At 66.2% G+C, this 26,464-nt stretch carries 18 protein-coding genes; 10 read left to right on the top strand and 8 right to left on the bottom strand.

Annotation, left to right across the window (positions count from 1 at the left end; translation table 11 throughout):
• Positions 1–141 precede the first annotated feature (141 nt).
• The 6 genes from IQ458_RS03900 to zwf all read right to left on the bottom strand — a co-directional run bounded on the left by IQ458_RS03900 (position 142) and on the right by zwf (position 7,450).
• Positions 142–1,836, bottom strand: coding sequence for an OmpA family protein (locus IQ458_RS03900; RefSeq protein ID WP_203321977.1), 1,695 nt, complete (start codon positions 1,834–1,836; stop codon positions 142–144).
• Positions 1,833–2,690: a hypothetical protein gene (locus IQ458_RS03895; protein WP_203321976.1), complete on the bottom strand. Its 858-nt coding sequence runs from the start codon at positions 2,688–2,690 to the stop codon at positions 1,833–1,835. The genes IQ458_RS03900 and IQ458_RS03895 overlap by 4 nt, the downstream gene beginning before the upstream one ends.
• Positions 2,687–4,345: an AAA family ATPase gene (locus IQ458_RS03890; protein WP_203321975.1), complete on the bottom strand. Its 1,659-nt coding sequence runs from the start codon at positions 4,343–4,345 to the stop codon at positions 2,687–2,689. Before IQ458_RS03890 ends, IQ458_RS03895 begins: the two co-directional genes overlap by 4 nt.
• A gap of 51 nt (positions 4,346–4,396) precedes the next feature.
• Positions 4,397–5,164, bottom strand: coding sequence for a PspA/IM30 family protein (locus tag IQ458_RS03885; protein WP_183640080.1), 768 nt, complete (start codon positions 5,162–5,164; stop codon positions 4,397–4,399).
• A gap of 77 nt (positions 5,165–5,241) precedes the next feature.
• Positions 5,242–5,967 (bottom strand): 6-phosphogluconolactonase, encoded by a 726-nt coding sequence (pgl, locus tag IQ458_RS03880; RefSeq protein WP_328805074.1) that lies wholly within the window; start codon positions 5,965–5,967, stop codon positions 5,242–5,244.
• 4 nt (positions 5,968–5,971) lie between these two features.
• Complete coding sequence (gene zwf, locus IQ458_RS03875) at positions 5,972–7,450, bottom strand: glucose-6-phosphate dehydrogenase (protein WP_183640082.1); 1,479 nt, start codon at positions 7,448–7,450, stop codon at positions 5,972–5,974.
• A 136-nt stretch (positions 7,451–7,586) separates the two neighbouring features.
• Between zwf and IQ458_RS03870 the strand changes: the two genes are divergently transcribed.
• The 7 genes from IQ458_RS03870 (at position 7,587) to IQ458_RS03840 (ending at position 16,647) form a co-directional block, all read left to right on the top strand.
• Positions 7,587–8,336, top strand: a complete 750-nt coding sequence (locus tag IQ458_RS03870; RefSeq protein WP_183640084.1) for a GntR family transcriptional regulator — start codon at positions 7,587–7,589, stop codon at positions 8,334–8,336.
• 491 nt (positions 8,337–8,827) lie between these two features.
• The gene (locus tag IQ458_RS03865; protein WP_203321974.1) at positions 8,828–9,241 is read left to right on the top strand and encodes a GntR family transcriptional regulator; all 414 of its coding nucleotides are present in this window, start codon (positions 8,828–8,830) and stop codon (positions 9,239–9,241) included.
• 53 nt (positions 9,242–9,294) lie between these two features.
• A complete protein-coding gene (locus tag IQ458_RS03860; RefSeq protein ID WP_192198192.1) occupies positions 9,295–10,224 on the top strand; it encodes an ABC transporter ATP-binding protein in 930 nt (309 codons plus the stop codon).
• A 21-nt stretch (positions 10,225–10,245) separates the two neighbouring features.
• Complete coding sequence (locus IQ458_RS03855; protein ID WP_203321973.1) at positions 10,246–12,063, top strand: hypothetical protein; 1,818 nt, start codon at positions 10,246–10,248, stop codon at positions 12,061–12,063.
• A gap of 49 nt (positions 12,064–12,112) precedes the next feature.
• Positions 12,113–14,230, top strand: a complete 2,118-nt coding sequence (locus IQ458_RS03850) for an alpha/beta hydrolase family protein (protein WP_203321972.1) — start codon at positions 12,113–12,115, stop codon at positions 14,228–14,230.
• A gap of 43 nt (positions 14,231–14,273) precedes the next feature.
• Positions 14,274–14,720: a hypothetical protein gene (locus tag IQ458_RS03845; protein WP_203321971.1), complete on the top strand. Its 447-nt coding sequence runs from the start codon at positions 14,274–14,276 to the stop codon at positions 14,718–14,720.
• Between the two features lie 352 nt (positions 14,721–15,072).
• Positions 15,073–16,647, top strand: a complete 1,575-nt coding sequence (locus IQ458_RS03840; protein ID WP_183640096.1) for a sodium/sugar symporter — start codon at positions 15,073–15,075, stop codon at positions 16,645–16,647.
• Positions 16,648–16,842: 195 nt separating this feature from the next.
• Here IQ458_RS03840 and IQ458_RS03835 read toward each other — a convergent pair whose 3' ends face one another.
• Both IQ458_RS03835 and IQ458_RS03830 read right to left on the bottom strand, forming a co-directional pair.
• Positions 16,843–17,856, bottom strand: coding sequence for a LacI family DNA-binding transcriptional regulator (locus tag IQ458_RS03835; RefSeq protein ID WP_192198188.1), 1,014 nt, complete (start codon positions 17,854–17,856; stop codon positions 16,843–16,845).
• Between the two features lie 73 nt (positions 17,857–17,929).
• Complete coding sequence (locus tag IQ458_RS03830; RefSeq protein WP_235996612.1) at positions 17,930–19,378, bottom strand: glycoside hydrolase family 30 protein; 1,449 nt, start codon at positions 19,376–19,378, stop codon at positions 17,930–17,932.
• 204 nt (positions 19,379–19,582) lie between these two features.
• On the opposite strand from IQ458_RS03830, the gene IQ458_RS03825 reads away from it, so the two are divergent.
• The 3 genes from IQ458_RS03825 to IQ458_RS03815 all read left to right on the top strand — a co-directional run bounded on the left by IQ458_RS03825 (position 19,583) and on the right by IQ458_RS03815 (position 26,341).
• A complete protein-coding gene (locus IQ458_RS03825; RefSeq protein ID WP_203321970.1) occupies positions 19,583–22,381 on the top strand; it encodes a TonB-dependent receptor in 2,799 nt (932 codons plus the stop codon).
• Positions 22,382–22,525: 144 nt separating this feature from the next.
• Positions 22,526–25,102: a glycoside hydrolase family 3 protein gene (locus IQ458_RS03820; RefSeq protein WP_425504629.1), complete on the top strand. Its 2,577-nt coding sequence runs from the start codon at positions 22,526–22,528 to the stop codon at positions 25,100–25,102.
• Between the two features lie 240 nt (positions 25,103–25,342).
• Positions 25,343–26,341 (top strand): hypothetical protein, encoded by a 999-nt coding sequence (locus tag IQ458_RS03815; RefSeq protein WP_203321969.1) that lies wholly within the window; start codon positions 25,343–25,345, stop codon positions 26,339–26,341.
• Positions 26,342–26,464 lie beyond the last annotated feature (123 nt).

The following is a 26,464-nucleotide window of genomic DNA, read 5'->3' as shown; positions in this document are numbered from 1 at the left end:
GCTACGAAAAACGGGGTCGGAAACCGCCACCAGGGCGGGTTTCGCGGCAAGTGCCGGGCGCGGACGCCACGGACAGGGGGCCTATTATAAGCAGGGTGGCGGTTTCCGGCATATTCCAGGAGACCCGGTCCGCCGTCCCGGCTATTCCAGGGTGAACCACTGGACCTCGACGCGGCGGTTCAGGTCACTGTCGGTGCCCGCCGGCTCCTCCCAGCCGCGGCCGACCAGTTCGATCCGGTTGGCGTCCAGCTTGGGATGGCGTTCCAGCAGGGCATCGCGGACCGCCTGCGCGCGCTGGCGCGACAACTCCATCGCCTTCAGCGACATGCTCCGGACCAGTTCCTGTCCGCCCTGTTTCTGGAACTCGTTGCGGCGGCCGTCATCGACGTGGCCGCGCAGCAGCACCACCGAGCCGGGGCTGACCTGGAGGAAGTTCTTGATCGTGTCCAGGTAGCCGGCATTGGCCGGCGCGGACTTGTCGAGCACCGCCGAATTGGATTGGAAGAAGAACCGGATGTCCTTGCTCAGCAGGGCATCGCCCTCCAGCGAAACCTGCGCGTTGCCGCTGCGGATCGGCGCGATGGCGATGCTCTGGTTGGCGTACAGGCTTTTCTTCTTCAGTGCCTGCAGGGCGGCGGTGTCCACGAAGCGGGCCGGGTCGGCGGGGTTCTTGATCAGGTTGCCGTACACCAGCACCGAGGACTGGAAGATGCCCTGGAAGGAGCCGGCCGAATCGATGGTGCCTTCGAAGAAGGCCAGGTTCTCCGGCAGGTTGGACAGATGCACCTTGGACAGCTCGGCGCGGGTGTCGGCCTCGTTCCACTTGAAGGCCTTGGCGATCACCGGGATCTGGGTGGCCGCCTCGTCGCGGACCAGCCGGTTGCCTTCCAGCAGGCCGTGCACCAGCCCGCGCGCCCAGTCGGGATGAGCGGCGGCGAAGCCGCGATTGAGCAGCAGCAGGTCGGCGATGATCAGCAGGTTGCGGTTGCTGACCAGGGTCTTGGCGCGGCCGCCGGAGGCGGCGACGACCTCGTCGGTGCGCGGAGACCAGCCGACGCAACCGTTCAGGCGCGGTGACCCGCCCTGGAGTTCGTGCTCGTAGGCGTCGCAGGCGACGAAGGCGTCCTCGTAGAACACCAGGCCCAGTTCGCCCGGTCCCGGGCGCCCGTCGAGGTCGCGCAGCACCTTGACCGGCACGCCGGCCTCGGAGGCCAGATAGCGGATGAAGAACTCGCTTTCGTTGAACTGCGAGGCCGCCAGCACCTTGCCCTTGAGCTGGTTGATGCTGGCGATGCCGGTGTCGACCACCACCTGGTCGGCGCCGCGCGAGAAGCCGATCTGCGCCGGCACCACCACGTCGAACTGGCGGCCGAGCACGGCCAGGGTGTCGGCGGTGGTCACCGAGGCGGCGACCCGCCCGTTGTTGAGCTTGGACCAGCCTTCCTCCTCGTTGAGGCTCAGCCGGACCTGGAAGCCGTACTCGCGCGCGAAGAACGAATCCGGATTGGGCTCCAGTCCGCCGTTGGCCGCGATCAGGCCGGCATAGCCGGCGTACTCGCTGATGTCGACGTCGACCACGTTGCCCTTGGGCTGGTAGGTCGCCGCCGCATCCAGGTTGGGCAGTCCGGCCTGCGGTTCGACCGGCACCGGCGCCTTGCCGTCGGTGTTGCCGGCAGCCGCCTGCGAGGTCGTCGCGCCCGCCGGCTCGTCCTTGCCCATGTCGCGCATCACCAGCCATGCGCCGAACGCGAGCAGCGCCAGCACCAGCACCGCGGTGATCAGCTTGCCGCTGGCATTGCCGGCCTGGCGGCGCGGCGGGGAAACGGATCGGCTCACGACGACTCTCCTTCTTCGATCACGGTACGGGGAACGGGCGGGCGCAGCACGGCCGACGGCAACCGGGGCTGCGCGTTCAGGTCGAGGACGCCCAACAGGTCGCGCTGGCCTTCCAGCCAGCGATTGGCTTCGGCGAAGGAGGCGCTGAGCGCATCCAGCGAGCTGCCGATGCTGCCTTCGTCGATGGCCAGCAGCGCCTGCTCGCGCAACAGCGCCACCTGCTGGCCGATGCGCTGCAACTCGGAGTCGACATGCTCGAGCCGGCGACCGGCATCGGCATGCGCGGCCTGGCGCTGGTCGATCACGGTCTTCTGCTGCTGCAGGCTGCGCCGCAGTTCCTCGCTCAGGTCGTCGCGGCCCAGCCGCGCCTCGATGGTCGCTTCCTGCTTGTCCAGCACCGCGCTTTCCTCGCGCGCGGTGTGCACCACGCCGGCAATCGCGGTGCGCGCGGCCAGCAGGCGCAGATGCAGCCACACCAACTGTTCCAGGCTGTCCGCATGTGCCGCCATCACCGGCGACTTGTCGAGCATCTGGATGATCACGCGCGCCTTGTGCTCCAGCGCGTCCTGCTGGCGGCGTTGCGGGACGGGCAGCGGATCCCGCAGTTCGCGGTAGCGCCGATCCGCTTCCGACTCCTGCGGCGACGCCTGCGCATCCACCGTGGCGCGGAAGCGGCGATGGTTCGACAGCCAGTACAGATAGGCGATTTCCGCGCCCGCGCCCAGCACGAAGAAACCCGGCGTCAGGAAGATGCCGGCCAGCGCGAAGGCCGCCAGGCCAATCCAGTTGGGCGGAACCGGCATGCCCAGCGGACGCGCATTGAAGGCGGCCCAGGCGTAGCGGAACGCATTCATGGCGTTGTGCTCCCGGCCGCCAGCGGACGCAGCGAGGGTGGCACGAAACGCAGATCGGTGGCCTCGGCGACGGCGATGCGCATCTGGAACTCCAGCACCTCCAGCGGCACCGGCGGCTGGTAGCCGGCCAGCAGCGCGGCGATCGCTTCCAGCGGGGCGACGCCGGTGGTCTGGGCCTGCCGGTAGGCCTTCACCGCGAAGGCTTCGGCGGCGCCGGGAGTCAGCAACAGCGGCAACGGGGACGGCAGCGCCAGCAATGCCTCAGCGCCCGGCGCCATGCCGAAGCGTTTCAGCAGGGCATCGAGCAGGGCCGCGCTTTCGGCGGCGGTGGTGGTGGGCAGCAGCGGGATCTTGACGTCGATGCGGCCCGGCCGCTTCAGGTCGACTTCGATCAGGTCCGGGCGCGAGGAAGCCAGCACCCACATCACCCGGCCACGGTTGTCGGTGTCGGACATCTCCTGGGCGATCATCGAATACAGCCGGCCGGACAGGCCGCTGTCGCCGTTGCCCGAGTCGCGCTTGCCCAGTGTCTGGTCGGCTTCATCGATGAACACGATGCAGCGGCCAAGCGCGCGGATCAGGCGGAAGACCTTTTCCAGGTTGCCTTCGCTGGAGCCGACCCAGCGATCGCGGAAGTTCTTCAGCTTCAGCACCGGCACGCCGGCTTCGCCCGCCAGGCATTCGACCAGGAAGGTCTTGCCGGTGCCGACCGGACCGCAGAACAGGTAACCCATCGGCAGGGCGCGCAGGTTGGCCGCGCGCCACAGCGCGATGTCCTGGCGCAACCATTCCTTCAGCGCCGGCGGCGCCTCGTAGTCGTCGAGCGTGCGACGGGAGTCGATGAACTCGACCAGGCCGCTGGCATCGCCCTCGACAAGCTGCTTCTTGACCCGCAACCAGTCGGCCGGTCCCAGCGCGCGGCCCTGGTGGGCGCAGGTCCTCACCAGGCTTTGCAGGGCGCTGATGCTGACGCCGGTCAGGGCGCCGGTGATCATGCCGTCGTCGGCCCCAGCGAAGGCGCCCGGGTGATCCAGCCGCAGTTGCGCCAGCGCCTGGCCCAGCATGGCCTCGTCGGGCAGCGGCACGCGGATGCGCGCGACGCGCGGATGGAAAGCGATCTGCGGGTGCAGGTCGTTGAGGTTGTCGGCGATCAGGAAACTGGCGAAGGCCTGGTCGGTGAACGGAGATTCGCTGGCCCAGTCGCGCACCAGGCTGGCCAGGCTGGCGATCTCGAAGTCGCCGGCGCGCCCGCCCGGCAACACCTGATCGATGCCGCGCATGATCACCGCCACGTGCTCGCCGTCGCCTTGTCCCAGCGCCTTCAGGTTGGCGAGGTAGCGCAGGTAGTGGGAAACGCGTTCGACCGCCGCCCGCGGTTCGCGCGGCCAGGCGGCGTCATCGCGACCGGCCAGCCACTGGCGCAGGCGATCACTGCCGCGCAGCACGGTGAGCCCGTTGCCGGGGTCGTACTGGAACACCACGTCGAAACCGGTGAGCAACTGCGATTCCAGCCAGCGGGTCAGGCTGACCAGTCGCCCCGACAGCGGCAGGCGATCGCCGACGTTGCCGTACAGGACGAACTGTCCGTGCGCGCCGCTTTCATAGGCCAGCGCCAGTTCGTGCGCCCACGCCGGGGCGTTGCTATCGAGCGGCATCAGTGCGCCTTCGCCTGCATGGCGGCCATCCTCCGGGCAAGGGCGGGGCGATCAGCCCGCGTCGTTTTCCGACACCGGTTTGGCAGCCTCGGCGGCGCCCATGCTGCGGGGCGCGGCTGGCGTCGCAGCCGGTTCGGCCTGCAGGGAAATGCCCTCGGCCGCGGCGAAATCCGCGAGCGCCTGGTCGGCCAGCGCCTTCTGCTCGGCTTCCTTGACCTCGATCTGGTTCATGTCGAGCGCATCGCGCGCGACCCGAGCGCGGCCGGCGGCCTTGTTGCGCTCTTCCTCGACCATCTCGTGCAGGCGATCGAGGGTGTCGCCGGAACCGCCGATCGTGGTGACCATGCCGGCGGCCATCTCGTTCATTTCCGCCAGCGCGTGCTTCATGCGCATGTCGTTGATGGCGCCCTTCAGGCTCTCGATCTTGGCGCGCGCGGCGGCCACGGCGACGTCGCGCGCCTTCACCAGGTTCTTGTAGGTGGCTTCGGCCTGCTCCATCTGGTCGCGGTTTTCCTGCAACTCGCGGCTGACCGTCTGCAGGCGCAGGGCGTGCTGGGCGGCGGCATCGCGGTTGCCCGCGCGCAGGTGGGCGGTGGTGCGCGCGCGCAGCTCGCGTTCTTCGTTCTCCAGCTTGCGCACTTGGCCGATCAGGCGCTCGGCCAGGCCGGCATGGGTCGCCAGGCTCTGGTTGTAGCTGCCGATCTGCTTGCGCAGGTTTTCCTGTTCCAGTTCCAGCAGGGCTTCCGGATTGCGCTTTTCCATCCCCTTGACGAACTGCGCAAAGAAACCACGGAACACGTTCACTAACCGAGCCAGCATGGCGCCCCCGAAATCCTCTCGATGCGGGCTACTGTACGCGGCGCGTGCGGGCATTCCAACCGCGCCGCGACGGCGGGTCAGGGCGTCAGGTAAGTCACCACGGGCGTGGCGGCCTGCGCCAGCACGATGCGGATCGGCAGTTGGCCGTCGGCGCCAACGCCCGCGAGGGCGCGATCCAGCACGGCGCGCTTTTCCGCGCCTTCGATATGCAGGTACAGGTGGCGCGCGGCCAGCAGCACCGGCAGGGTCAGGGTGATGCGGGCTTCGCCGGCGCCGGGCGCGCGCATCGGCAGCAGGCGTGCCGGCGAGGCCGGATCCAGCGCCGCGGCCAGGTGATCGCCGCCGGGGAAGAACGAGGCGGTATGGCCGTCGCTGCCCATGCCCAGCACGATCGCGTCGAACGATGGCGGCAGGCTGGCAAAGCGCCGTTCCAGTTCGGCCAGTGCGTCCTCCGGCTCCGGGGTGTCGCGGAACAGCGGCAGGAAATGCGCCGCCGCGGCCTCGCCCCGCAACAGGTGCTCGCGCAGCAGGCGGGCGTTGGAGCGTTCGTTGTCCGGCGCCACCCAGCGCTCATCGACCAAGGTGACGGTGACCTTGTCCCAGTCCAGCGATTGTTCCGACAGTCGCTGCATGAACCGCTTGGGTGTGGTGCCGCCGGACAGCGCCAGCAGCGCGCCGCCGCGGGCATCGATTCCCGCGCGCAGATCGGCGGCGACGGCCGCGGCCAGGGCGCCGGCCAGCGCCTCGCTGTCGGCGAAGGTGACCAGTTCGGTCGGGACGGGGGGGAGGAGGGACTGGGTCACGCGCTTACACCGTGTCCTCGTGCCAGGTCCGGCCGTCGCGCTCGACCAGCGCGACCGCCGCGCTGGGTCCCCACGAACCGGCGGTGTAGGGCTTGGGCGTCTCGCGCTGGTTTTCCCACGCGCCCAGGATCGGGTCGATCCATTTCCATGCCGCCTCGACCTCGTCGCGGCGCATGAACAGGGTCGGGTTGCCGCGCACCACGTCCATCAGCAGGCGCTCGTAGGCCTCCGGCTGGTGCACGCCGAACGCCTCGGCGAAGCTCATGTCCAGCGGCACATGCTGCAGGCGCAGGCCGCCCGGACCGGGATCCTTGATCATCAGCCACAGCTTCACGCCTTCGTCCGGCTGCAGGCGCAGGACCAGCTTGTTGCCCATCACCGGGCCGGCGCCGTGCTCGAAGATCGAATGCGGAATCTGCTTGAACGCAATCACGATCTCCGACACGCGCTCGGGCAGGCGCTTGCCGGTGCGCAGGTAGAAAGGCACGCCGGCCCAGCGCCAGTTGTCCACTTCCGCCTTCAGTGCCACGAAGGTCTCGGTGCGCGAGTCCTCGCGGCCCAGTTCGTCCAGGTAGCCCGGCACCGCCATGCCGTTGACCGCGCCGGCGCGGTACTGGCCACGCACGGTCATGTGGCTGATCTCGTCGGCGGTGATCGGGCGCAGCGAGCGCAGCACCTTCAGCTTCTCGTCGCGCACCGCGTCGGCTTCCAGCGCCGCCGGCGGTTCCATCGCCACCATGCACAGCAGCTGCAGCAGGTGGTTCTGGACCATGTCGCGCAGCGCGCCGGAGGTGTCGTAGTAGGTCGCGCGCTTCTCCAGGCCGACCGTCTCGGCCACGGTGATCTGCACGTGATCGATGTGGTTGGCGTTCCACAGCGGTTCGAACAGGATGTTGGCGAAGCGCAGCGCCAGCAGGTTCTGCACCGTTTCCTTGCCCAGGTAGTGATCGATGCGGAAGATCTGGCTTTCCGCGAACGCGCTGCCGACCGCGTCGTTGATCACCGTCGCGCTGGCCAGGTCATGGCCGATCGGTTTCTCGATGACCACCCGCGACTGGCCGCCGTTGAGGCCGTGCGCGCGCAGGCGGTCGCACAGGTTCACGAACAGGCTGGGACTGGTCGACAGGTAGAACACCCGGATGCGGTCGCCATGGGCCTTGAGCGCGCTGGCGAACTCCTCCCAGCCCTCGTCCTTGGTCGCGTCCAGCGCGTGGTAGCCGAGCTTCTCCAGGAAGGCGGGCAGCTTGGCCTTGAGCGCCTCGTCGTTGCCGGCCGCGCGCTGCAGGGCGTCGCCCACCTTGGCGCGGTAGTCGGCGTCGGACTGCTTGTCGCGGGCCACGCCGATGATCCGGCTGTCCTCGCGGATCTGGCCGTCGGCATAGCGGCGCAGCAGGCCGGGCAGCAGCTTGCGCAGGGCCAGGTCGCCGGTGCCTCCGAAGATCACCAGATCGAAAGGGTCGACGGGCAGGGTCTTGGCGGTCACGTCGTCATCTCGTTCGCTTGTCAGGTGGGGAGGAACAATACCACCGGGCTACCACGCTGACCAATGAATCAGGCCAATGTAACCATTTGTCGGCTGATATTGCCTTTATTGGTACGTGAGTGGTATGTTCAGGGCCATGCAAAAAGCCCTGTTCGATGAATACCAGCGCCTGCAGACCGGCGAGTCCACCCGCGCCGTGGCTTACCTGCGCCTGCGCCGCGCCCTGCAGAACCTGATGGACGCCGGCGTGCTGCGCTCGGGCCAGGCCCTGCCCAGCGAACGCGATCTTGCCAACCTGCTGGGTCTGTCCCGCGTGACGATCCGCAAGGCGCTGGCCGGACTCATCGAAGCCGGCCTGCTGGTGCAGCGGCAGGGCGCGGGCACTTTCGTGGCCGAGCGCATCCTGCGCCAGTTCTCGCGCCTGACCAGCTTCACCGACGACTTGCGCGAGCGCGGCCTCAATCCGCAGGTGAAATTCCTCGAACGCAGCGTCGGCGAAGTGACACCGGAAGAATCGATGGCGCTGAACCTGTCGCCGGGCAGCGGCGTGGTCCGCATGTACCGCCTGCGCCACGTCGACGGCGCGCCGATCGCGATCGAACGCACCCTGGTGCCGCTGTCGCTGCTGCCGGATCCGGAAACCGTCACCACCTCGCTGTACGAGGCGCTCGACGCGCACGGCAACCGTCCGCGCCGCGCCTTGCAGCGCCTGCGCGCGGTCGCGCTGGACGACGAGGCCGCCCGCCACCTGGAACTGCCTGTCGGCGCCCCGGGACTGCTGGTCGAACGCCGCGCCTTCCTGGAAGACGGCCGCGTGGTCGAATCCACCCGTTCCTACTACCGCGGCGACGCCTACGACTTCGTCGCCGAACTGCAGAGCGAATAACGTCCGGCTCCCGCTGCCGCGAACACGCCGGGTAGGAGCGGCCTCCGGCCGCGAGCTCCTCCGCGCGATGCCCGGTTCCGATGATGGCGATGGTGACGGCGATGTCTGTGGTGACCGCGCAATAGGCTCGCGGCGGGGACGCCGCTCCTACCTCGCTTTTTGACCGCGTGACTGGAACGCGCTGACACCCTCAAGGCGTCACCTGTGGCGCGAATGCCTACCACACCCCAGGTAGGAGCGGCCTCCGGCCGCGAGATCTTCCGCGTGATGCTCGGCTGCGATGATCGCGATGGTGACGGCGATGGCCGGGGTGACCGCGCAAAAGGCTCGCGGCGGGACGCCGCTCCTACGCCGTTCCGGTATGCGCGTCCGCGCGGACGGGGTTTTCGTCGCCGGATCCGGGCTTTCGTCGGACCATGACCTCTGGACGCTTGACGCCGCTTGCAAGCCAACTGTACTGTTCGTACTAGTACAGTTGATTGAGGTGTTCCATGGCCCGTACCCAGGCCCTGATGATCCAGATCGCCACCGGCGACGCGCGTCCGATCAGCAAGCAGATCGTCGATGGCGTGCGGATGAAGATCGCCACCGCCGAACTCAAGCCGGGTGCGCAGTTGCCCAGCGTGCGCGGACTGGCCCAGCAGCTGATGATCAATCCCAACACCGTCGCCAAGGCCTACGCCGAACTAACCAGTGAAGGCTGGCTGGAATCGCGCCAGGGCCTGGGACTGTTCGTGGCCACGCCGCGCCAGCGCCTGAGCGACGCCGAACGCGAGCGGCGCATGGACGACGCCGTGCAGGCGTTCGTGCATGAAGTGATCGCGCTCGACTACCCGCCCGATCGCGCGCTGGCGCGGCTGGACGAGGAACTGCGCGTGATCGCGCCGAAAAGGAAATCCGCCTGACGCGCATCCGCGCGTCCCCCTTCCGCGTTCCGTTACCCGACCCTGGGACGACCATGAGCACTCCCGCTTCCGACTACGTGATCGAAACCGTCGCGCTGAGCAAGCGCTACGGGCGCAAGCTGGCGCTGGACCACCTCGACCTGCGCATTCCGCGCGGGCGCATCCACGCCATCGTCGGCGCCAACGGCGCCGGCAAATCCACCCTGTTCCGCGTCCTGCTCGGCTTCCTGCCGCCGACGGTGGGGCAGGCGCGCATCCTCGGCCGCGACAGCCAGCGGCTGCGTCCGGAGGACCGTGCACGCATCGGCTTCGTCAACGAGGAACATACCCTGCCCGGCTGGATGAAGGTCGCCGCGGTGACCGCGATGCAGCGGCACCAGTACCCGCGCTGGAACCAGCACGCCTACGACGAGGTGCTGGGCCATTACCACGTGCTGCCGGAGCAAAAAGTCGCCCAGCTCTCGCGCGGCGAGCGCGCCGGACTGAACCTGGCGCTGGCGCTGGCGCAGGGACCGGAATTGCTGGTGCTGGACGAACCCACGCTGGGCCTGGACGTGGTCGCCAAGCGCGCGTTCCTGGAATCGCTGATGTACTCCAACGCGGCCGAGCAATGCACGGTGATCTACTGCTCCCACCAGATGGAGGAAATCGAGCGCATCGCCGACAACCTCATCATCCTGGAACGCGGCCAGCTGAAGAACATGTCCGCGCCGGAGGAATTCTGCGCGCGGGTCACCCATTGGGTGGCGGACATCCCGTTCAAGGGACCGGATCCGGCGACCGTTCCCGGCCTGCTTCAACTGCAGCGGCTGGACGGCCTGCACCACTACCTGGTGCTGGACCAGGACGAGGACTTCGCCGAGTTCCTGCGCGCCAGCGGCGCGCGCTCGATCCAGAGCATGCCGGTCAGCCTGGATCGCGCGGTCAACGGCTTCCTGACCAAGAACCACGCCGCGCCGGCGCAACCGCAACGGCAGCACTGAGCGCACGGAGAGGACACGGTCATGTGGGACATGTTCAAGGCTGAAATGCAGCGCTTCCGCATCTGGGCGATCGCCTACGCGGTGCTGCAACTGGTGATCCTCGGGTTCATGACCCGGGTGGTCGATCTGGCCCAGCAACCACGGCTGGTCTACGAAGTGCTGGCCGGCGTCTACGCCGTCACCGGCCTGCTGCTGGGGCTCTACCAGATGGGCGGCTACCGCAAGCCGAACACCTGGATGAACCTGCTGCACCGGCCGATTCCGCATGGAAAGCTGGCGGCCGTGCTGGTAGGCGCGGGCGCGCTGCAACTGGCGGTGGCGATCGTGCTGCCACTGTGGCTGCTGGCCGGCTGGCAGGAGTTCATGACCGCGCGGGTGGTCGATCATCGCCATCTGCTGCTCGGCGTATCGGCGTGGCTGATTGCGGTCTGCGCCTACCTCGCCGGCGCCTACGCGATGCTGGCCAACCGCCGTTATGGATACAGCGGAATCGCGCTGTTGTCCTGGCTGGTGTTCAGCCAGGCCACCGGCCTGGGCGCGATCGCGGTGCAGCTGATCACCCTGGCGATGCTGGCGGGAATGGTGTGGGTCGCATTCAAACCGGATCTCGGCGCGGCGCCCCACACCATGCCACGCACCTTCTTCACCGCGGTTCCGTTGCAACTGGCGATGTGGCTGGCGCTGGTGATGGTGGGCTTTGGTATCGAATTCCTGTGGATCGCGCAGGGCTCCCATCCGAACAACGCGCCGGTGCCGGCCGCTGGCGGCGAGAAGGAGTCCGAGAACGCCGAGGGCAAGGACCTGATGGTGATGGGCCTGCGCGGCAGCCGCGACCCGCAGGCGCCGTTGTGGCGGGAACAGGCGCAGATTTCGGAGGTCTTCTCGTTTGGTCCGGGCCTGCGCGCGACGCCGGTGCGCAACGAGCTGGTCAATATCGTGCCGATGGAATTCGACGACGAGCAGCACCGCATCCGCTGGGTGTTCAGCCACGATCGCATGCGCCTGGAAGGCTACAGCCTGGTGGACTACCGCAGCGTCGGCGAACTCGGCGTGGAGGGCGACGCGCCGTTCCCGGAGCCGGTAATGCCCGGGCCGGAGAACAGCCTGATCGGCACCACCCGCGTTTACCAGTACGACAGCGACCAGAAGCGGGTGGTGCCGCGCCTGCGGCTGCCGGCGGGGGAGCGGATCACCGGCTATGACCGGGTGGGTGACGATCTGGCCCTGCTCAGCGACCGCGCCGTGTACTTCTATGACGGACGCGACCTCGCGGCCAGCGACGGCATGCTCACGCCGCGCCAGCGCCTGGCCATTCCGGGCAAGGTCGGCGATCTGTACCGCGCCGATGCGATCGAACTGCTGGACGGTTACCTGGTGTCGTTCCTGTTCAGTCGCAGTGCCCATAACGCAGAGGGTGCGCTGCCCTACCAGCAGATGACGCGAATCGACGATCAGGGCAGGGCCATGCCGATCATGCGACGGGATCTCAAGAGCGGTTTCCCCGCGCTGTGGCGCTACCAGAACTGGTTCCCCGCGCCGGTGATCTATGAATTGCAGCGCGCCGCACGCCGGCTGTTCGCGGGTTACCAGATCACCGACGACACCGCGCGCCCGCCGGTGCCTCGCCAGGTGGCCGTCATCGCTGGCGTGCTCATGCTGCTGTCGCTGCTGGGCGCGGTGTGGTGGACGCGGAAGACCGATCTGTCCATGCCCGCACGGATTGCCTGGATCGTCGCCTGCGGCGTGCTCAGCCTGCCGGCGTTGATGAGCCTGCGGCTGATCCACCCGCGCCGCGAAGTGCTGCAACCGCAACTGGTGGCGCAACCCGCGCTGGCCTGAACCGTATCGTTCTCCGGCCGTCTCGACGGCCGGATACAGGAGAATGCTGATGAGCTTGTCATCGCTGCCGCTGGCGGCGCCGGTCGCGCGCGCGTCCGACTTGCCGTTCCGCCCTCGTTGCCGGTTCGCATGGTTGATGATTCTCGCGACGCTGTGCGCGCCCGCCCGTGCCGACGAGGACGCCGCGCTGCGCGCCGCCGTCGCCGCCGAACGCGCGCGGCCCGCCGCGCCGATGTTCGCGCGGATCGACTTCATCGCCCGTCCCATCCTGATTGGCGCCTGGCTTTCGCCGGATGGAAAACAGGTCGCCTTCCTCAAGGATGAGGGTGCCAACCGGGGCGTGTGGCTGCTGCCAACCGCGGGCGGTACGCCGAAGCGGGTGCTCGCGCACACCGACGCGGACGAACTGTCGTGGTCGCGCGACAGCCGCTGGCTGTTCCTGGCGTCCTCCCGCCAGCTGTTCGCGCTGGCGGTGGCGGGGCAGTCCGGCTCCGGGGCGATCGATCGCCTGGGTGGGACCTTCGAGCGCCGCTTTGTCGCCGTGGATCCCGCGTCGCCCGCCGCGGCCTTCGTGATGGAGAGTCCCCCCGCGATCACGCGCCAGCCCAGGCGCTGGCGGATCCAGCGCGTGGACGTGCAGGGCAAGCAGACGCTGGTGCACGAGGACGCGCGGGAAATCATCGATTTCGAAGTGGATCCGCTGGGTAGGCTGGCCTGGATGGCCCGGGTGGAAGGCGAGGCGCACGTCATCCTGCGCGTGGAGCAGGGGCGCGCGCGACCGGTGCTGCGCTGCGAGCGATTGCAGCGCTGCTCCATGCTGGGCACGCTGGAGCAGGGACGCGATCTCCTGCTCAACACGGATGCCGACGGTGATCTCGGCCGACTGGCGCGCCTGGATGCGCAGGGAAAACTGCGCACGCTGCATGCCGACCCGCGCAATGAAGCCGATCTGGCGCAGGTGACCCTGGATCCGGTGACCCGCGAACCCCTGTTCGCGTCCTATCGCAGCACCGACGCCATGGCCTATGGCCTGCAGGCGGAGGCGGCGCGATCCCTCGCCTTGCTCCAGCAACGCCTTCCGCACCGCGACCTGCGCATCGAGGTCGGGCGCGGTCCCGCCGCGCGCTGGCTGGTGCACGAGCGCGCCGCCTCCCTGAAGGGCGAACGCCTGTACCTGTTCGACCCGCGCGACGGCCTGCTGCGCGAAGTGCTGGGGGATCTGGGTTTCCGCCACGACCGCACGCCGGTCCGGCGGCTTCCCGAGTCGGCGATGGCGCGCAAGATCGCCTTCAGCTGGCGCGCGTCCGACGGCATGCGCGTGCATGGCTTCGTGCTGGTGCCGCCCGGCGTGGATCCCGCGCGCGCGCCGCTGGTGGCCAACGTCCACGGCGGTCCGTTCAACCTGTTCCGGCCTGAGTTCGGCGGGCAATCGCAGATGCTCGCCAATCGTGGCTACGTGGTGTTCGAACCGAACTTCCGCGGATCCACCGGACACGGTCGCCGTTACCTGTTCGCCGGCAATGGCGACTTCGGCAACGGCCGGGTCCAGCAGGACATCGTGGAAGGCGTGCGCCACCTGCTTGCCCAGGGCATAGGCGACGGCCAGCGCGTCGGCATCCTCGGCGCCTCCTTTGGCGGCTACTCGGCGCTGCAGGGCGTGACCTTCCAGCCGGATCTATTCAAGGTCGGCATCGCCGCGGTGCCGCCGGCGGACTTCGGCTGGGTGCTGCGCTGGTACGCGCGCGGGTGCGACCAGATGACCCGCGGCGTGCCGATGGCCGCGACCATGCGGATGCTGTCGCTGGATCCGGCCGATGCCGGCGTGATGGAACGCCTGCGCGCGCAGTCGCCGATCGCCAATGCCGCCTCGCTGCGCAGGCCCGTGCTGTTGCTGGCCGGCGCGGACGACGAACGCGTGCCGATCCGCAGCGTGCTGCATTACGCCGCGCAACTGCAATCGATGGGCAAGGACGTCACCTTGTTCGTCGATGCCGAGGGACGCCACCAACTGGTCAATCCGGTCACCCGCGAAGCCTATCTCTATCTAGTCGAGACCATGCTGCACCGGCACCTGGGCGGACGCGCGCCGTTGCCGCCGGATGCGGCCTTGCGCGAATCGTTGCGCAAGAACCTGCGCCTGGATGACGAGCGACTGCGGCCGCGCTGACGCGGCTATACTCGCGCCCCTCGAACGAGGGGACGGGGATGCCATGGAAGGGAACGGGAAACGCCGTGCATCGGTGCTGACGGCCGGGGCCTGGCTGCTGACGGCGTGCGCCGCCGCCATCGCCACGCCGGATTCGCCCGAGCAAACCACGGCGACGCGCGAGCTGCCGCCGCGGGTGCGGGAGGATGTCGACGCGATCACCCGGCAACTCCTGCAGGTGCGGGACGCAGACAATGAGCTGTCCTGCGCCAGGGCGGTGGAGAACGCGCGCTCGGGCGTGGAGACCATGCTGGAAGTCGGCCAGCGCAATCTCGATGGTGGCTACCTGGCCCGTGCGGATTTCGATCGCATGGCGGCGCCGTTGAGGACGCAGCTGGAGGGCTTGACGCTCGCCGACTGTGAAGGCGCGACCGGCGAGCGCCGGGAGTTCTATCGCTGCATGTCCAGCGACTACAACCACGTGTTGGCCTGCGCCAAGGCCCACGGGTAGCGAACGAGCCTTCCGGGCACCTCGCGCATCCGGCCGCGCCGCGGCGGGGTGCCGCTTTCATCGCGAGTGGGTTTGTACCGATCTAAACCGACCTGCCTCACCACCAAAGAAATACCAATCACCGGATTGGTGCATCGCACGATGCAAACACGATCCCGTTGCGTAAGCTGACAGCGCTGTCATCAGCGGCGGGAAACCTTGTGCTTGCCGGCGTGTGATGCCGCGATTCCGCCTGTCGTCCGCCGGGTGGATCCCATGGAGCCGCGACTGGCCGCGCATCGTGCGACAGCGCGCGTGTTTCCACGGATCCCGATGCGCGACGATGCGCCATCCATTACCACGGGAGCCCGTAGTGGAACTGTCCGCACTCGATATCGGCATCGTCCTGGTCTATCTGGCCGGCATCTTCATCCTGGCCCAGTGGGTGTCCCGCGAGAAGGGCGGCCACCAGAAGGACGCCAAGGACTACTTCCTGGCCAGCAAGTCGCTGCCATGGTGGGCGATTGGCGCGTCGCTGATCGCCGCGAACATTTCCGCCGAGCAGATCATCGGCATGTCCGGTTCCGGCTACGCCATCGGCCTGGCCATCGCCTCCTACGAGTGGATGGCGGCACTGACCCTGCTGATCGTCGGCAAGTTCTTCCTGCCGGTGTTCCTGCGCAACGGCATCTACACCATGCCGCAGTTCCTGGAGCAGCGTTACGGCACCCGCATCCGCACCCTGATGGCAGTGTTCTGGCTGCTGCTGTACGTGTTCGTCAACCTGACCTCGATCATGTGGCTGGGTTCGATCGCGGTCAGCCAGGTGACCGGCATGGATCAGATGCTGGCGCTGACCCTGCTGGGCGTGTTCGCGCTGGTGTACCAGCTATACGGCGGGCTGAAGGCGGTAGCGCTGACCGACATCGTGCAGGTGTCGCTGCTGGTGCTGGGCGGGCTGCTGGTCGCCGGCCTGACCCTGAGCCACATCGGCGAAGGCGCGGGCGTCGTCGCCGGCTTCCAGAAGCTGTGGTCGCAGCATCCCGAGCACTTCGAGATGATCCTCGGCAAGGACAACCCCTTCTACAAGGATCTGCCCGGCATCAGCGTGCTGATCGGCGGCATGTGGATCATGAACGTCAGCTACTGGGGCTTCAACCAGTACATCATCCAGCGCGCGCTGGCCGCCAAGGACATCGCCGAGGCGCAGAAGGGCGTGCTGTTCGCCGCCTTCCTCAAGCTGCTGATGCCGGTGATCGTGGTGCTGCCGGGCATCGCCGCGGTGGTGCTGGCGCCGGGACTGGAGAAACCTGACCAGGCCTATCCGACGATGATGCGCCTGCTGCCCACCGGCATCCTCGGCCTGGTGTTCGCCGCGCTGGTGGCGGCGATCGTCGCGTCGCTGGCTTCCAAGATCAATTCGGTGGCGACCATCTTCACCCTCGACTTCTACGCCAAGTCCAAGAGCAAGCCGAGCGAGGCGCGCCAGGTGAAGGTCGGCCGCATCGCCGCCGCCGTCGCCGTGCTGCTGGGCATCCTGGCGGCCAAGCCGCTGCTGGGCAGCTTCGACCAGGGTTTCCAGTTCATCCAGGAATTCACCGGTTTCTTCACTCCGGGCATCGTGGTGATCTTCGTGCTCGGCCTGTTCTGGAAGCGCGCCAACGAGGCCGGCGCGCTGGCCGCGGCGCTGGGTTCGGTGCTGCTGTCGGCGGCCTTCTTCTGGGCACAGAAGACCGGCGTCTACCTGTTGCCGTTCATGGACCGGGTCGGCATCGTGTTCCTGGCCGCGCTGGTGCTGGCGGTGGTGGTGTCGCTGGCCACCGCGCGGGCCGAAGGCAAGGATTTCATCCGCACCGACGATGTGGACTACCGCACCCCGGGCGTGTTCAACATCGGCGCGGTAGGCGTGATCATCATCCTGTTCGCCCTGTACACGATCTTCTGGTGATCCGCAGGCGCGCGCTTGCCTGGCTCGGAACGGCGCGAGAAGCAGCGGAGCGAGCTCCGCTCTACATGTAGAGCCGATCTTGCTCGGCTAGGGGATGGCGCGAAGAGCAGCGGAGCGAGCTCCGCTCTACGTGTAGAGCCGAGCTTGCTCGGCTGGAGATGGTGCGAAGAGCAGCGGAGCGAGCTCCGCTCCACGTCATCGCTTGCGGCGGGGCGGGGCGATGGATTCGCGCAGTTCCAGGGAGTACTGGATCGGCACCATCCGGCCCGCATCGGGATCGCGGATGCTGTTGAGCAGTTCCAGGGTCGCCACCCGGCCCATGTCGCGGGTTGGCTGGCGGACCGTGGTCAGGGCCGGAAAAATGTGGCGCGAGATCGGCGTGTCGTCGAAGCCGCAGACCGACAGATCGCGTGGCACGCTCAGCCCGCGCAGGCCCGCGACCCGGATCACTCCGGCGGCGGTGTCGTCGTTGGCGGCGAAGATGGCGGTCGGCGGATCCTTCAGATCCAGCAGCTGGTTGGCGCCATGCACGCCGGATTCGTAGGTGAACTCGCCTTCCACCACCAGGTCCGGATCGAAGTCGATGCCGGCGCGTTCCAGCGCGTCGCGATAGCCGGCGAAACGCCAGGCGCAGGCACCATGCGCCTTGTGGCCCTTGATGTGGCCGATACGGCGATGGCCGAGGGCGACCAGTTCGGCCACCAGGTCACAGACAGCGGCGTGCTCGTCCACGGTCACTCCAATACGGCCACGGCGCACACGCGGGGAAATGCTGGCGAACGGGATCTCGTGTTCCTCCAGCTGCGCCAGCAGCGCCTTGTCGTCGGTCAGTGGCGGGATCAGCAGCACCCCGTCCAGGCCGAAATGTTCGACCAGCGAGGTTATGTCGGCGGTGTAGCCGCGCTGGCCGAAGGTCACCGGCGCCAGCACCAGGGTGTAGTGCTGGGCACGGCAGGCTTCCAGCACGCCGCTCTGGATTTCCATCAGGTAGTTGCGCGACGGGTTGTCGTAGGCCAGCGCCACCACGTAGGACCGCTGGCCGGCCAGGCTGCGCGCCGACGGGTTGGGACGGTACTGCAAACGGGCGACGACATCCTCGACCCGGCGCCGGGTCTCCTCGCGCACGTTCGGCTCGTGGTTGAGCACGCGCGATACCGTCTTCATCGAAACACCGGCGGCGGCGGCCACGTCCTCAATCCGAATGCGCATGGCGCTGGGGTTCCTTCACCTCTTCCAGGGCGTCATTCTGCCAGAGCGCGCGGCGTCGGCCTTGCGCGCTGCGTCACGGCGCCCCCGGCGTCCAAACGAAGGTCGCCAGGCTGCGCGCCGGCAGGGCGTAGCGCAGGGTCTGACCGCCCTGCCCAATCGAAAAGCGGCGGGTACGGTTGGCGGAATTGGTCACCACCAGCACCAGCGAGCCATCGTCCTCGTTGCGGAACGCCACGTGATCCAGATCGCCGCCCTCGCCGTCGGACGCGATCCTGGAAGCGCCCGGCCGCACGAAGCGGCTGGCATGGGCCAGGGCGTAGTACTCGTCGGTGCGACTGACCTCGCCGGTGCGCGAGTCGATGGTGACCACGCCGCGGCAGGTATCGCAGCCGCCGGCGTGCGGGCCGCCATCCTGATCCAGCGCCAGGTTCCAGAACAGCACGCCACGGGCCCAGTTGCGCGTCGCGCCGATGACCTGTCCACGCGCCTGCAGGGTCAGGCCACCGCTGATGATCGGTTCCCAGTCGCCGCCGGAGCATTCGGTCAGGTAGGCGTCCTTGTCGGGAAAGGCTTCATGGACCGGGGTCTGCGCGTCCACCGCACCGCCGTAGCAATGCCAGGCGACCGCCGACACGTACTTGCCGGCGGCCGGATCGTTCAGCACGCCCAGCGGCTCCTGCGGCTTGTCCCAGTTGTGGTCCCAGTCGAAGATCTGCGGAGCGTTCCTGCGCTTCGCCAGCAACGGTCCCAGGTGATCGCCGATGAAGCGCGCCCGCGCCGGCGCATTGAGGCGCATGCCGGGGTAGTCCTTGGGTTCGAAATCCGGCTCGTTCTGCACGGTGAGGGCGAAGATCGGGATGCCCTCGGCCGCGTAGGCGTCGACGAACTTGAGCAGGTAGCGGGCGAAGGCATCGTAGTACTCCGGCCGCAGCGTGCCCTGGATCAGGCTGTTGTTGGATTTCATCCACGCCGGCGCGCTCCAGGGCGAGGCCATCACCTGCAACCGCGGATTGATCGCCAGGGCGGCGCGGGTCACCGGCACCACGTCGCCGCGATTCGGTTCGATGCTGAAGTGCTTGAGCTCCGGGTCCGGCTGGTTGCCCGGCGGATCGTCCAGGCTGTAGTGGTGGCGCGAGAAGTCGGAGGCGCCAATGGTCAGGCGGGTGAAACTCAGGCCGAGCCCGCCGTTGTCCCGGCCAAACAGCTCGCGCAGCAGCGCATCGCGTTGAGCCGGCGACATGCGGTGCTGGATCAACCAGGCGGAGGAATCGGTGATGGAGGCGCCGAAACCGACCATGCGCTGGAAGCGCTGCTCCGGATCTACTTCGATGTGGGTCCGCCGATCGGAGTCGTCGCCGAACTCCACCGGCGCCTGCGCCTGCATCGCCTGCCGATGGTCGGAGGTGGTGATCCACACCTGCGCCCGTGGCCCTGCGTGCGCGGTACCGGCCGCGCCGGCGAACATCGCCGCGAACAGAACGGACAAGGTGAATGGCATGCGCCAGCGGATGGTCGTTTTCAATGGAACTCTCCCTCGGTTCGCGGTGGCGAAAAAAACGCCATGTTTCCGCGCATTTCCAATGCTGCGCTGCAGCGATGCCGCCACGTATCCCGCGCCCTGCGCCAACAACGACGGCAGTTGCCGCCAGCTCGCGTAACGCGATATTGACAAGTCGCATTGAGCGACAGTATGACAGCGCTGTCAATACAGGCTGGAGAGGGCCGCATGACACACCAGGCACACGCTCGGGGAGCCGCCGGCTCCCAACTTCGCTTCGTCCCCCGCAAGCAACTGCTTGCCTCCGCCTGCGCGCTGGCGCTCGTGTCCACCTTCGCGGTCCATGCCCAGGATGCGCAGCAGGGTCAGACCGCGCCTGCGCAGCAGAACCCCGACGTCGACACCCTGGATACCGTGCAGGTCACGGGTATCCGCGCCGCCGTCACAAAAGCGGTGGAGATCAAGAACGAATCCACCTCGATTGTCGAGGCCATTTCCGCCGAGGACATTGGCAAACTGCCCGACATCAGCATCGCCGACTCGATCTCCCGTCTGCCTGGCCTGGCGACGCAGCGCGTGGATGGCCGTTCCCAGGTCATCAACATCCGCGGCATGTCGGAACAGTTTGCAGGCACCCTGCTCAACGGTCGCGAACAGGTCAGCACCGGCGACAGTCGCGGTGTCGAATTCGACCAGTACCCGGCCGAGCTGATCAATTCCGTCGTCGTTTACAAGACCCCGGATGCGGGACTGATTGGACAAGGCCTGTCCGGCACCGTCGATCTGCAGACGGTCCGCCCGCTCAGTCTGGGTGAGCGTCGCATCGTATTCGGTGGCCAGTATGAGGCGAACTCGTTCGGCGATCTGAGCTCGGATGGTGAGGATCGCGGCTACCGCGCCAGCGCGTCATACGTGGATCAGTTCGCCAATGACACGATCGGTGTTGCGCTGGGCGTTGCACGCATCAACTCGCCCTTCCAGGAAAAACACTACAAAGCGTGGTGGTGGGCGGACATGGATGCGGTCGATTGGGGCGATCCGCCACAGCCGGGCCGTCCGGCCAACGCGATCGCGCTGCAGGGATCGGAAGGCTGGGTGAAGTCCCGCGACCTCCAGCGCGACGGCGTGATGGGCGTGCTGGAATTCAAGCCCAACGAGAACTTCCACAGCATCCTCGACATGTATTACTCGAAGTTCGAGCAGGACGAAGTGATGCATGGTGTCATGTGGAACAACGATCCCTGGTTCCAGAATGGGGGTGTCAGTTACAGCAATGCCAGCACCAGCCAGTACCAGGGCCGGGATGTTGTCACCAGCGGCACGCTCAACGGCGTGCGCCCCGCCGTGCGCAACGACAGCAACCAGCGTGAGGACAAGCTGTTCTCAGCAGGATGGGCGAATACGTTCAACTGGGGCGATATCTATACCCTGAAGACGGATTTGAGCTATTCGCGTGCAGAGCGTGATCAGTCAGTGCTGGAACTCTATGCGGGTCGTCTCGGTGGCCAGAGCGTTGACTTCAACCTGCGTACCGATCCCGGCTTCGCGCACTATGGACTTCCGGACATGGCGGACCCGGGTGCCGTGTACCTGTGGGACCCACAGGGCTGGGGCCATGACGGACGCATGGAGGATTCTTTCCAGAAGGACACCATCAAGGCTGGACGCGTGGAACTCAATCGGCTGGTGGAGTCCTCGGATTTCCTGAGGAGTTTCGACGTAGGCTTCAACTACAATCGTCGTACCAAGGAAAAGGTCGCCACGGTTTTCTTCGCCGATCTGCCCAATGGCAGGACGCCGACGCTGGTCGACCCCTCGCTGCTCTACTCGCCGACATCACTTGGGTTCGTGGGGATGGGCAACATCTTGAGCTTCAACCCACGCAATCTGCTCAATCGCTACTACGATGTCTATGTCAGCGAGAGCAACGATGACCTGCGCAAGGACTTTACCGTCGAGGAGACGATCAAGACCTTCTATGCCAAGGCGAACCTGGACATGGATCTGACCGACAAAATCCGTCTGCGCGGAAACGTCGGTGTCCAGTACATACGCTCCGAGCAATCCTCCACGGGCTTCAATGCAAACAACAATGCGATTGTCGCAGCGCAAACTCTCGGCACCAGCTATGGCGACATCCTGCCGAGCATGAATCTCGTGGCGGATTTCGGCGGGGGTTGGATGCTCCGTTTCGGTGCGGCCAAGACGCTCATGCGTCCGCCCATCAATTATCTAAGCGCGGATAGCAGCGCCTCGGTCAGCGATTCGAGTCCCGCCTTGTGGTCGGGAAGCGGCGGCAATCCGAAGCTCGAGCCTTACCGGGCTAATGCCTACGACCTGTCGCTCGAGCGCTACTTCGGCGAAGGCAGCTATGTCGGCCTGGCAGTGTTCTACAAGGATCTGGAAACCTATATCTATCGGCAGAACTTCCCGCAGTGGGACTTCAGCGGGTATGACCCCGACGGCAAGACACCGGTTTCCAACTTCGGCAACTACAGCACCTGGGCCAACGGCACGGGGGGCTACATGCGTGGCGTGGAGCTTAGTGGAGCGATCACCGGCGAAGCGATCCATCCGGTGCTCGAAGGATTTGGCGCCCTGCTCAATGCGTCCTACACCGAGTCCTCCATTGATCCAGACCCGGGCGACAACTCGGTGGGCACGGATACCATTCCGGGTCTATCGAAGATCGTAGCCAACGCCACGGTCTACTACGAGAAGCACGGATTCTCCGCGCGCCTGAGCCAACGTTATCGAGACCGGTATCGTGGCGAGTACAGCGCCCTGTTCGGCCAACGCCAGTACAGATTCACCCTGAGCGAGCGGGTGCTGGACCTGCAGTTTGGCTATGAGTTCCCGGAAACCAGCAAGCTCAGCGGCCTGTCGCTGCTGCTTCAGGTCAACAACTTGAACAACGAGCCGTTCCGCACGCAGGTCAGCGAAAGCACCGGGACCGGTTTGTTCTTCCCCGAGGAATACACCGAGTACGGCCGTCAGTACATGTTGGGTTTCCGGTACAACCTGTAAGGCCCGATGGAAAGAAAAGTCGTTTGAGTTGAATAGACGCAGGGACGATGGAGCACACTCCGCCGTCCCTGCGTCATTTGAAGCCCGAGCACCACCGATAAAGAATCGCCACGGATAGATCCTTGGCGACCGCAACCAAGGGAGATGCCAGTGAATCCGATCCGTATGACCTTGCTGGGCGCCAGCCTGATGGCCTGCCTTTCCTGCACCGGAAAGCAGGAGCCAACTACACAACAGGCTACCGGAGCAGTGAAGCCGAGCGAACAGCTGGCCGACTGGCCACGCCTGACCAGCGCCGTGGCGCAGGATCCGGCCCTGGAAGCGCGTATCAAGGAAATCCTGGCATCGATGACCCTGGCCCAGAAGGTCGGCCAGATGACCCAGGCGGAGATCAAGTCGATTACGCCGGAGGAAGTCCGCAAGTACTACATCGGCTCGGTGCTCAATGGCGGCGGTTCCTGGCCGGGCAAGAACAAGCATGCCGACGTGAAGGATTGGCTGGCGCTGGCCGATGCCTACTACGCGGCTTCGATGAGCACGGATGCAAAGATCCCGGTGCCGATCATCTGGGGTACCGACGCCGTGCATGGTCACAGCAACGTGTTCGGCGCGACCATCTTCCCGCACAACATCGGCCTGGGCGCGGCGCATGACCCGGCGCTGATCGAGAAGATCGGCGCGGCCACCGCGCAGTCCACCCGTGCCACCGGCATCGGCTGGGCATTCGCGCCGACCGTGGCGGTCGCGCAGAACGCGCGCTGGGGCCGCACCTACGAGAGTTACTCCTCCGAGCCGGCGCTGATCCGCGAATACGGCGCGGCCTACGTCAAGGGCATGCAGGGCACGCTCAAGGGCGACGGCGACGTGGTCGCCACCGCCAAGCATTTCATCGGCGACGGTGCCACCGACAACGGCAAGGACCAGGGTAATTCGACCGTGCCGCTGGCCGACATGATCAACGTCCACGGCCAGGGTTACTACGGCGCCATCGAAGCCGGTGTGCAGACGGTGATGGCGTCCTACAACAGCTGGAATGACGTCGCCGCCGGCAAGGACTACGGCAAGATGCATGGAACGAAGGACCTGCTGACCGGCGCGCTGAAGGAGAAGATGGGCTTCGACGGTTTCGTCGTGTCCGACTGGAACGGCATCGGCCAGGTGCCGGGCTGCAGCAACGCCAGCTGCGCCGCTTCGATCAACGCCGGCATGGACATGATCATGGTGCCGGACGACTGGAAGGCTTTCATCGCCAACACCCTCCAGCAGGTCGAGAGCGGCGAGATTCCGCTGGCCCGCATCGACGACGCCGTCACCCGCATCCTGCGGGTCAAGCTGCGTGCCGGCCTGTTCGAGCGCAAGCCGTCCGACAGCCCGCATGCCGGCAAGCCGGAATCGCTGCAGCACCGCGAACTGGCCCGCCAGGCGGTACGCGAGTCGCTGGTGCTGCTGAAGAACGAGAACGCCGCGCTGCCGCTCAAGCGCAACCAGCGCGTGCTGGTCGTCGGCAAGAACGCTGACAGCGTGCCGAACCAGGCCGGTGGCTGGTCGCTGACCTGGCAGGGCACCGACAACACCAACGCCGATTACCCGAACGCGGACACGCTGCTGGCCGGCATCCGAGAAGCGGTCGGCGAAGGCAACGTGACCGTGCGCGAATCGGCCGAAGGCGTGGATCCGGCCAGCTTCGACACCGTCATTGCGGTGATCGGCGAAACGCCGTACGCCGAGATGATGGGCGACATCCTGCCGTACCAGACCGTCGCCCACAGCCAGCGCAGCCCCGAGGATCTGGCGGTGTTGAAGTCCGCCGCCGCCACCGGCAAGCCGGTCGTGACAGTGTTCCTGTCCGGGCGTCCGCTGTATGTCAACGATCTGATCAACCTGTCGAGCGCGTTCGTCGCCGCGTGGCTGCCTGGCACCGAAGGCAAGGGCGTGGCCGACGTGCTGTTCGCCGGTGCGGACGGCAAGCCGGCGCATGACTTCCGTGGCCGCCTGACCTTCCCGTGGCCGGGTGATGCGTGCCCGGCGCCGTCGAACCATCCGGATCCGAAGAAGCCCGCGCAATTCGGACTCGGCTACGGTCTGTCGTACGCCAAGCCCGGCCAGGTTGCCAAGCTGGCGGAAGCCGCGCCCGCGACCTGTGGCGAAGCCACCACGGTGGCGGTGTTCAACCTCGCCGATGCCGCGCCCTACGCGCTGCACCTGTCGGCGGCGGGCCAGGATCGCGCGCTCGGTGCCGATCTCAACCAGACCATCGAGTGGCCGCAGGACAAGCCGGCGCTGCGCGTGCGCACGGTGCAGGTCAATACCCAGCAGGACGCCAAGGAAGTCACCTGGCTGGCACCGGCGCGCTTTTATGCGCGCAGCCCGGGCGGCACCAGCATGGCGTCGATCGCGCAGGACAAGGGCGCGCTGCTGTTCGACATCAAGCTCGCGCAGGCACCGAAGGGCAAGGTCACGCTGCGCTTCGGTTGCACGCAGGGTTGTGGCGACGGCATCGATCTGGCTCCGCAGCTGGCCGGCTACAAGCCCGGCGACAAGCACACCGTGAAGGTGCCGCTGTCCTGCTTCGCCGATCGCGGCGCCAACCTGGGCGGCATCGACATGCCGTTCGCCATCGACGCCGACGCCCCGTTCTCGGCCGCCTTCACCAACATCAAGGTGGTGGCCGGTGCGGCGGCGGATGCCGATGCGGTGAAGTGTGAAAAAGGGGGCGGTTGATCGCAGAATGTGATCAGTGGCACGCACGTCGCTGGCGGGTCAAGTACATGTACGGGGGCAGACATGAGATCTGCCCCCTTTTTTCATTATGGATGGCTGAAATCTCCTAAGGTCGTTTCTGCTTTACCCAATTGCTAGGTTGACGGCGCAGTGAGTGGATCTGATACTGCCTTTGGCGGAAACAAGGATGGTCTGCTGCCCAAAAGGGCCTGCGCCGTCCAATTCACTTTGGGGGCGTACATGCAGATCACTTCTCTGCGTCAAGGACCGGCGCACATCTTCTTGAGCTTTGGCGTAGTCGCGGTCCTCGCCTTCTCTTCTTTCTCTGCAACAGCTCAAGCAACCTACTACTACGACTATCCCGGAACCATCAATGGGAAGTCCAAGATCGAGTCATTGGACGATGGCCTGTTTGGGGACGAGGTCAGCTACATTGAGGGTGGAGTTGGCTTTCGCGTAGTCGATGTCGTTGCAAATACATCCGTCAAGTTGCCATTGCAGTTCGGAAGAACAATGGATCCATTTGCCGACAATTTGGATTCCTCAGACACTCAGGATCGAGAGGCAGATAAGAAGATCATGATCCTGGGACCCCGTTGGAAACCCGATATTCCTTCCATTGTTGGCGTATACCCAACGCGAGATGGGCTTTATACAGGAGCAAAGCCCCGTTGTTCAGGAGGAACGCTGTCTCCGCTAGCCATCAGTATTCCTAGTAGCCCTCCGATACTTCCCTACAATTTCTGGTACGGAATGACTGCGAACATCCCAGGGCATGGCAAGGAAAAGATCTGGCCGTTGACTCCCGGATCGGTCGTGCCCTCCGACAACATCACTTACAAGTTCTCAACGGTAAGCAACTGGAGAGTCTCATGCCTCTCTTCTCTTAAGAATGGCCCAGGAGAGGGATACGTCATAGCATTGCCGGACGGATCCCGTTACTTCTTTGACTGGTTGGCTTTACGTAATGTCAGCAGCTTCAGTACCTCGCTCGCAACAGAGGCGCGGAAGGAAATGTACTTCCTGGCGACGAAGGCTATAGACAAATACGGGAACTCGGTCATTTATGAATATGACCCAGTAAATCCAACCCATCTAACCAGGATGCTGGCATCGGACGGCGCAGAAATCCGTCTTACCTATGGTGCGAACGGAAAACTCGCGGAAGTAGTATCTGGGGGACGCACGTGGCGCTACTCATACGCCACGATGGGGGGAGGGAAGATCTGCAATATGTGACGCTTCCAGATAGTTCAAAGTGGCAATACACAATCCCTGAGTATGCGTATGGAAATCATCTGAGTAATTTTGGGCGGAACTGCGATTTCAGACCCTATTGGACCGGCCAGCCTTTCGTAGACA

It is taken from the genome of Pseudoxanthomonas beigongshangi (genome assembly GCF_016820515.1).
GTDB classification, from domain to species: domain Bacteria; phylum Pseudomonadota; class Gammaproteobacteria; order Xanthomonadales; family Xanthomonadaceae; genus Pseudoxanthomonas_A; species Pseudoxanthomonas_A beigongshangi.
The sequence above is the reverse complement of the archived record's forward strand: the minus strand, read 5'-3'. Positions and strand labels throughout refer to the sequence as shown.

What these genes read in the sequence shown, in the direction of transcription:
- IQ458_RS03855 (WP_203321973.1), top strand. Translation starts at nt 10,246, where the DNA reads ATGTGGGACATGTTCAAGGCTGAAATGCAGCGCTTCCGCATCTGGGCG.
- IQ458_RS03865 (WP_203321974.1), top strand. Translation starts at nt 8,828, where the DNA reads ATGGCCCGTACCCAGGCCCTGATGATCCAGATCGCCACCGGCGACGCG.
- IQ458_RS03835 (WP_192198188.1), bottom strand. Translation starts at nt 17,856, where the DNA reads ATGCGCATTCGGATTGAGGACGTGGCCGCCGCCGCCGGTGTTTCGATG.
- IQ458_RS03895 (WP_203321976.1), bottom strand. Translation starts at nt 2,690, where the DNA reads ATGAATGCGTTCCGCTACGCCTGGGCCGCCTTCAATGCGCGTCCGCTG.
- IQ458_RS03850 (WP_203321972.1), top strand. Translation starts at nt 12,113, where the DNA reads ATGAGCTTGTCATCGCTGCCGCTGGCGGCGCCGGTCGCGCGCGCGTCC.
- IQ458_RS03890 (WP_203321975.1), bottom strand. Translation starts at nt 4,345, where the DNA reads ATGCCGCTCGATAGCAACGCCCCGGCGTGGGCGCACGAACTGGCGCTG.
- IQ458_RS03885 (WP_183640080.1), bottom strand. Translation starts at nt 5,164, where the DNA reads ATGCTGGCTCGGTTAGTGAACGTGTTCCGTGGTTTCTTTGCGCAGTTC.
- IQ458_RS03820 (WP_425504629.1), top strand. Translation starts at nt 22,526, where the DNA reads ATGCCAGTGAATCCGATCCGTATGACCTTGCTGGGCGCCAGCCTGATG.
- IQ458_RS03870 (WP_183640084.1), top strand. Translation starts at nt 7,587, where the DNA reads ATGCAAAAAGCCCTGTTCGATGAATACCAGCGCCTGCAGACCGGCGAG.
- IQ458_RS03860 (WP_192198192.1), top strand. Translation starts at nt 9,295, where the DNA reads ATGAGCACTCCCGCTTCCGACTACGTGATCGAAACCGTCGCGCTGAGC.
- IQ458_RS03815 (WP_203321969.1), top strand. Translation starts at nt 25,343, where the DNA reads ATGCAGATCACTTCTCTGCGTCAAGGACCGGCGCACATCTTCTTGAGC.
- IQ458_RS03825 (WP_203321970.1), top strand. Translation starts at nt 19,583, where the DNA reads ATGACACACCAGGCACACGCTCGGGGAGCCGCCGGCTCCCAACTTCGC.
- IQ458_RS03845 (WP_203321971.1), top strand. Translation starts at nt 14,274, where the DNA reads ATGGAAGGGAACGGGAAACGCCGTGCATCGGTGCTGACGGCCGGGGCC.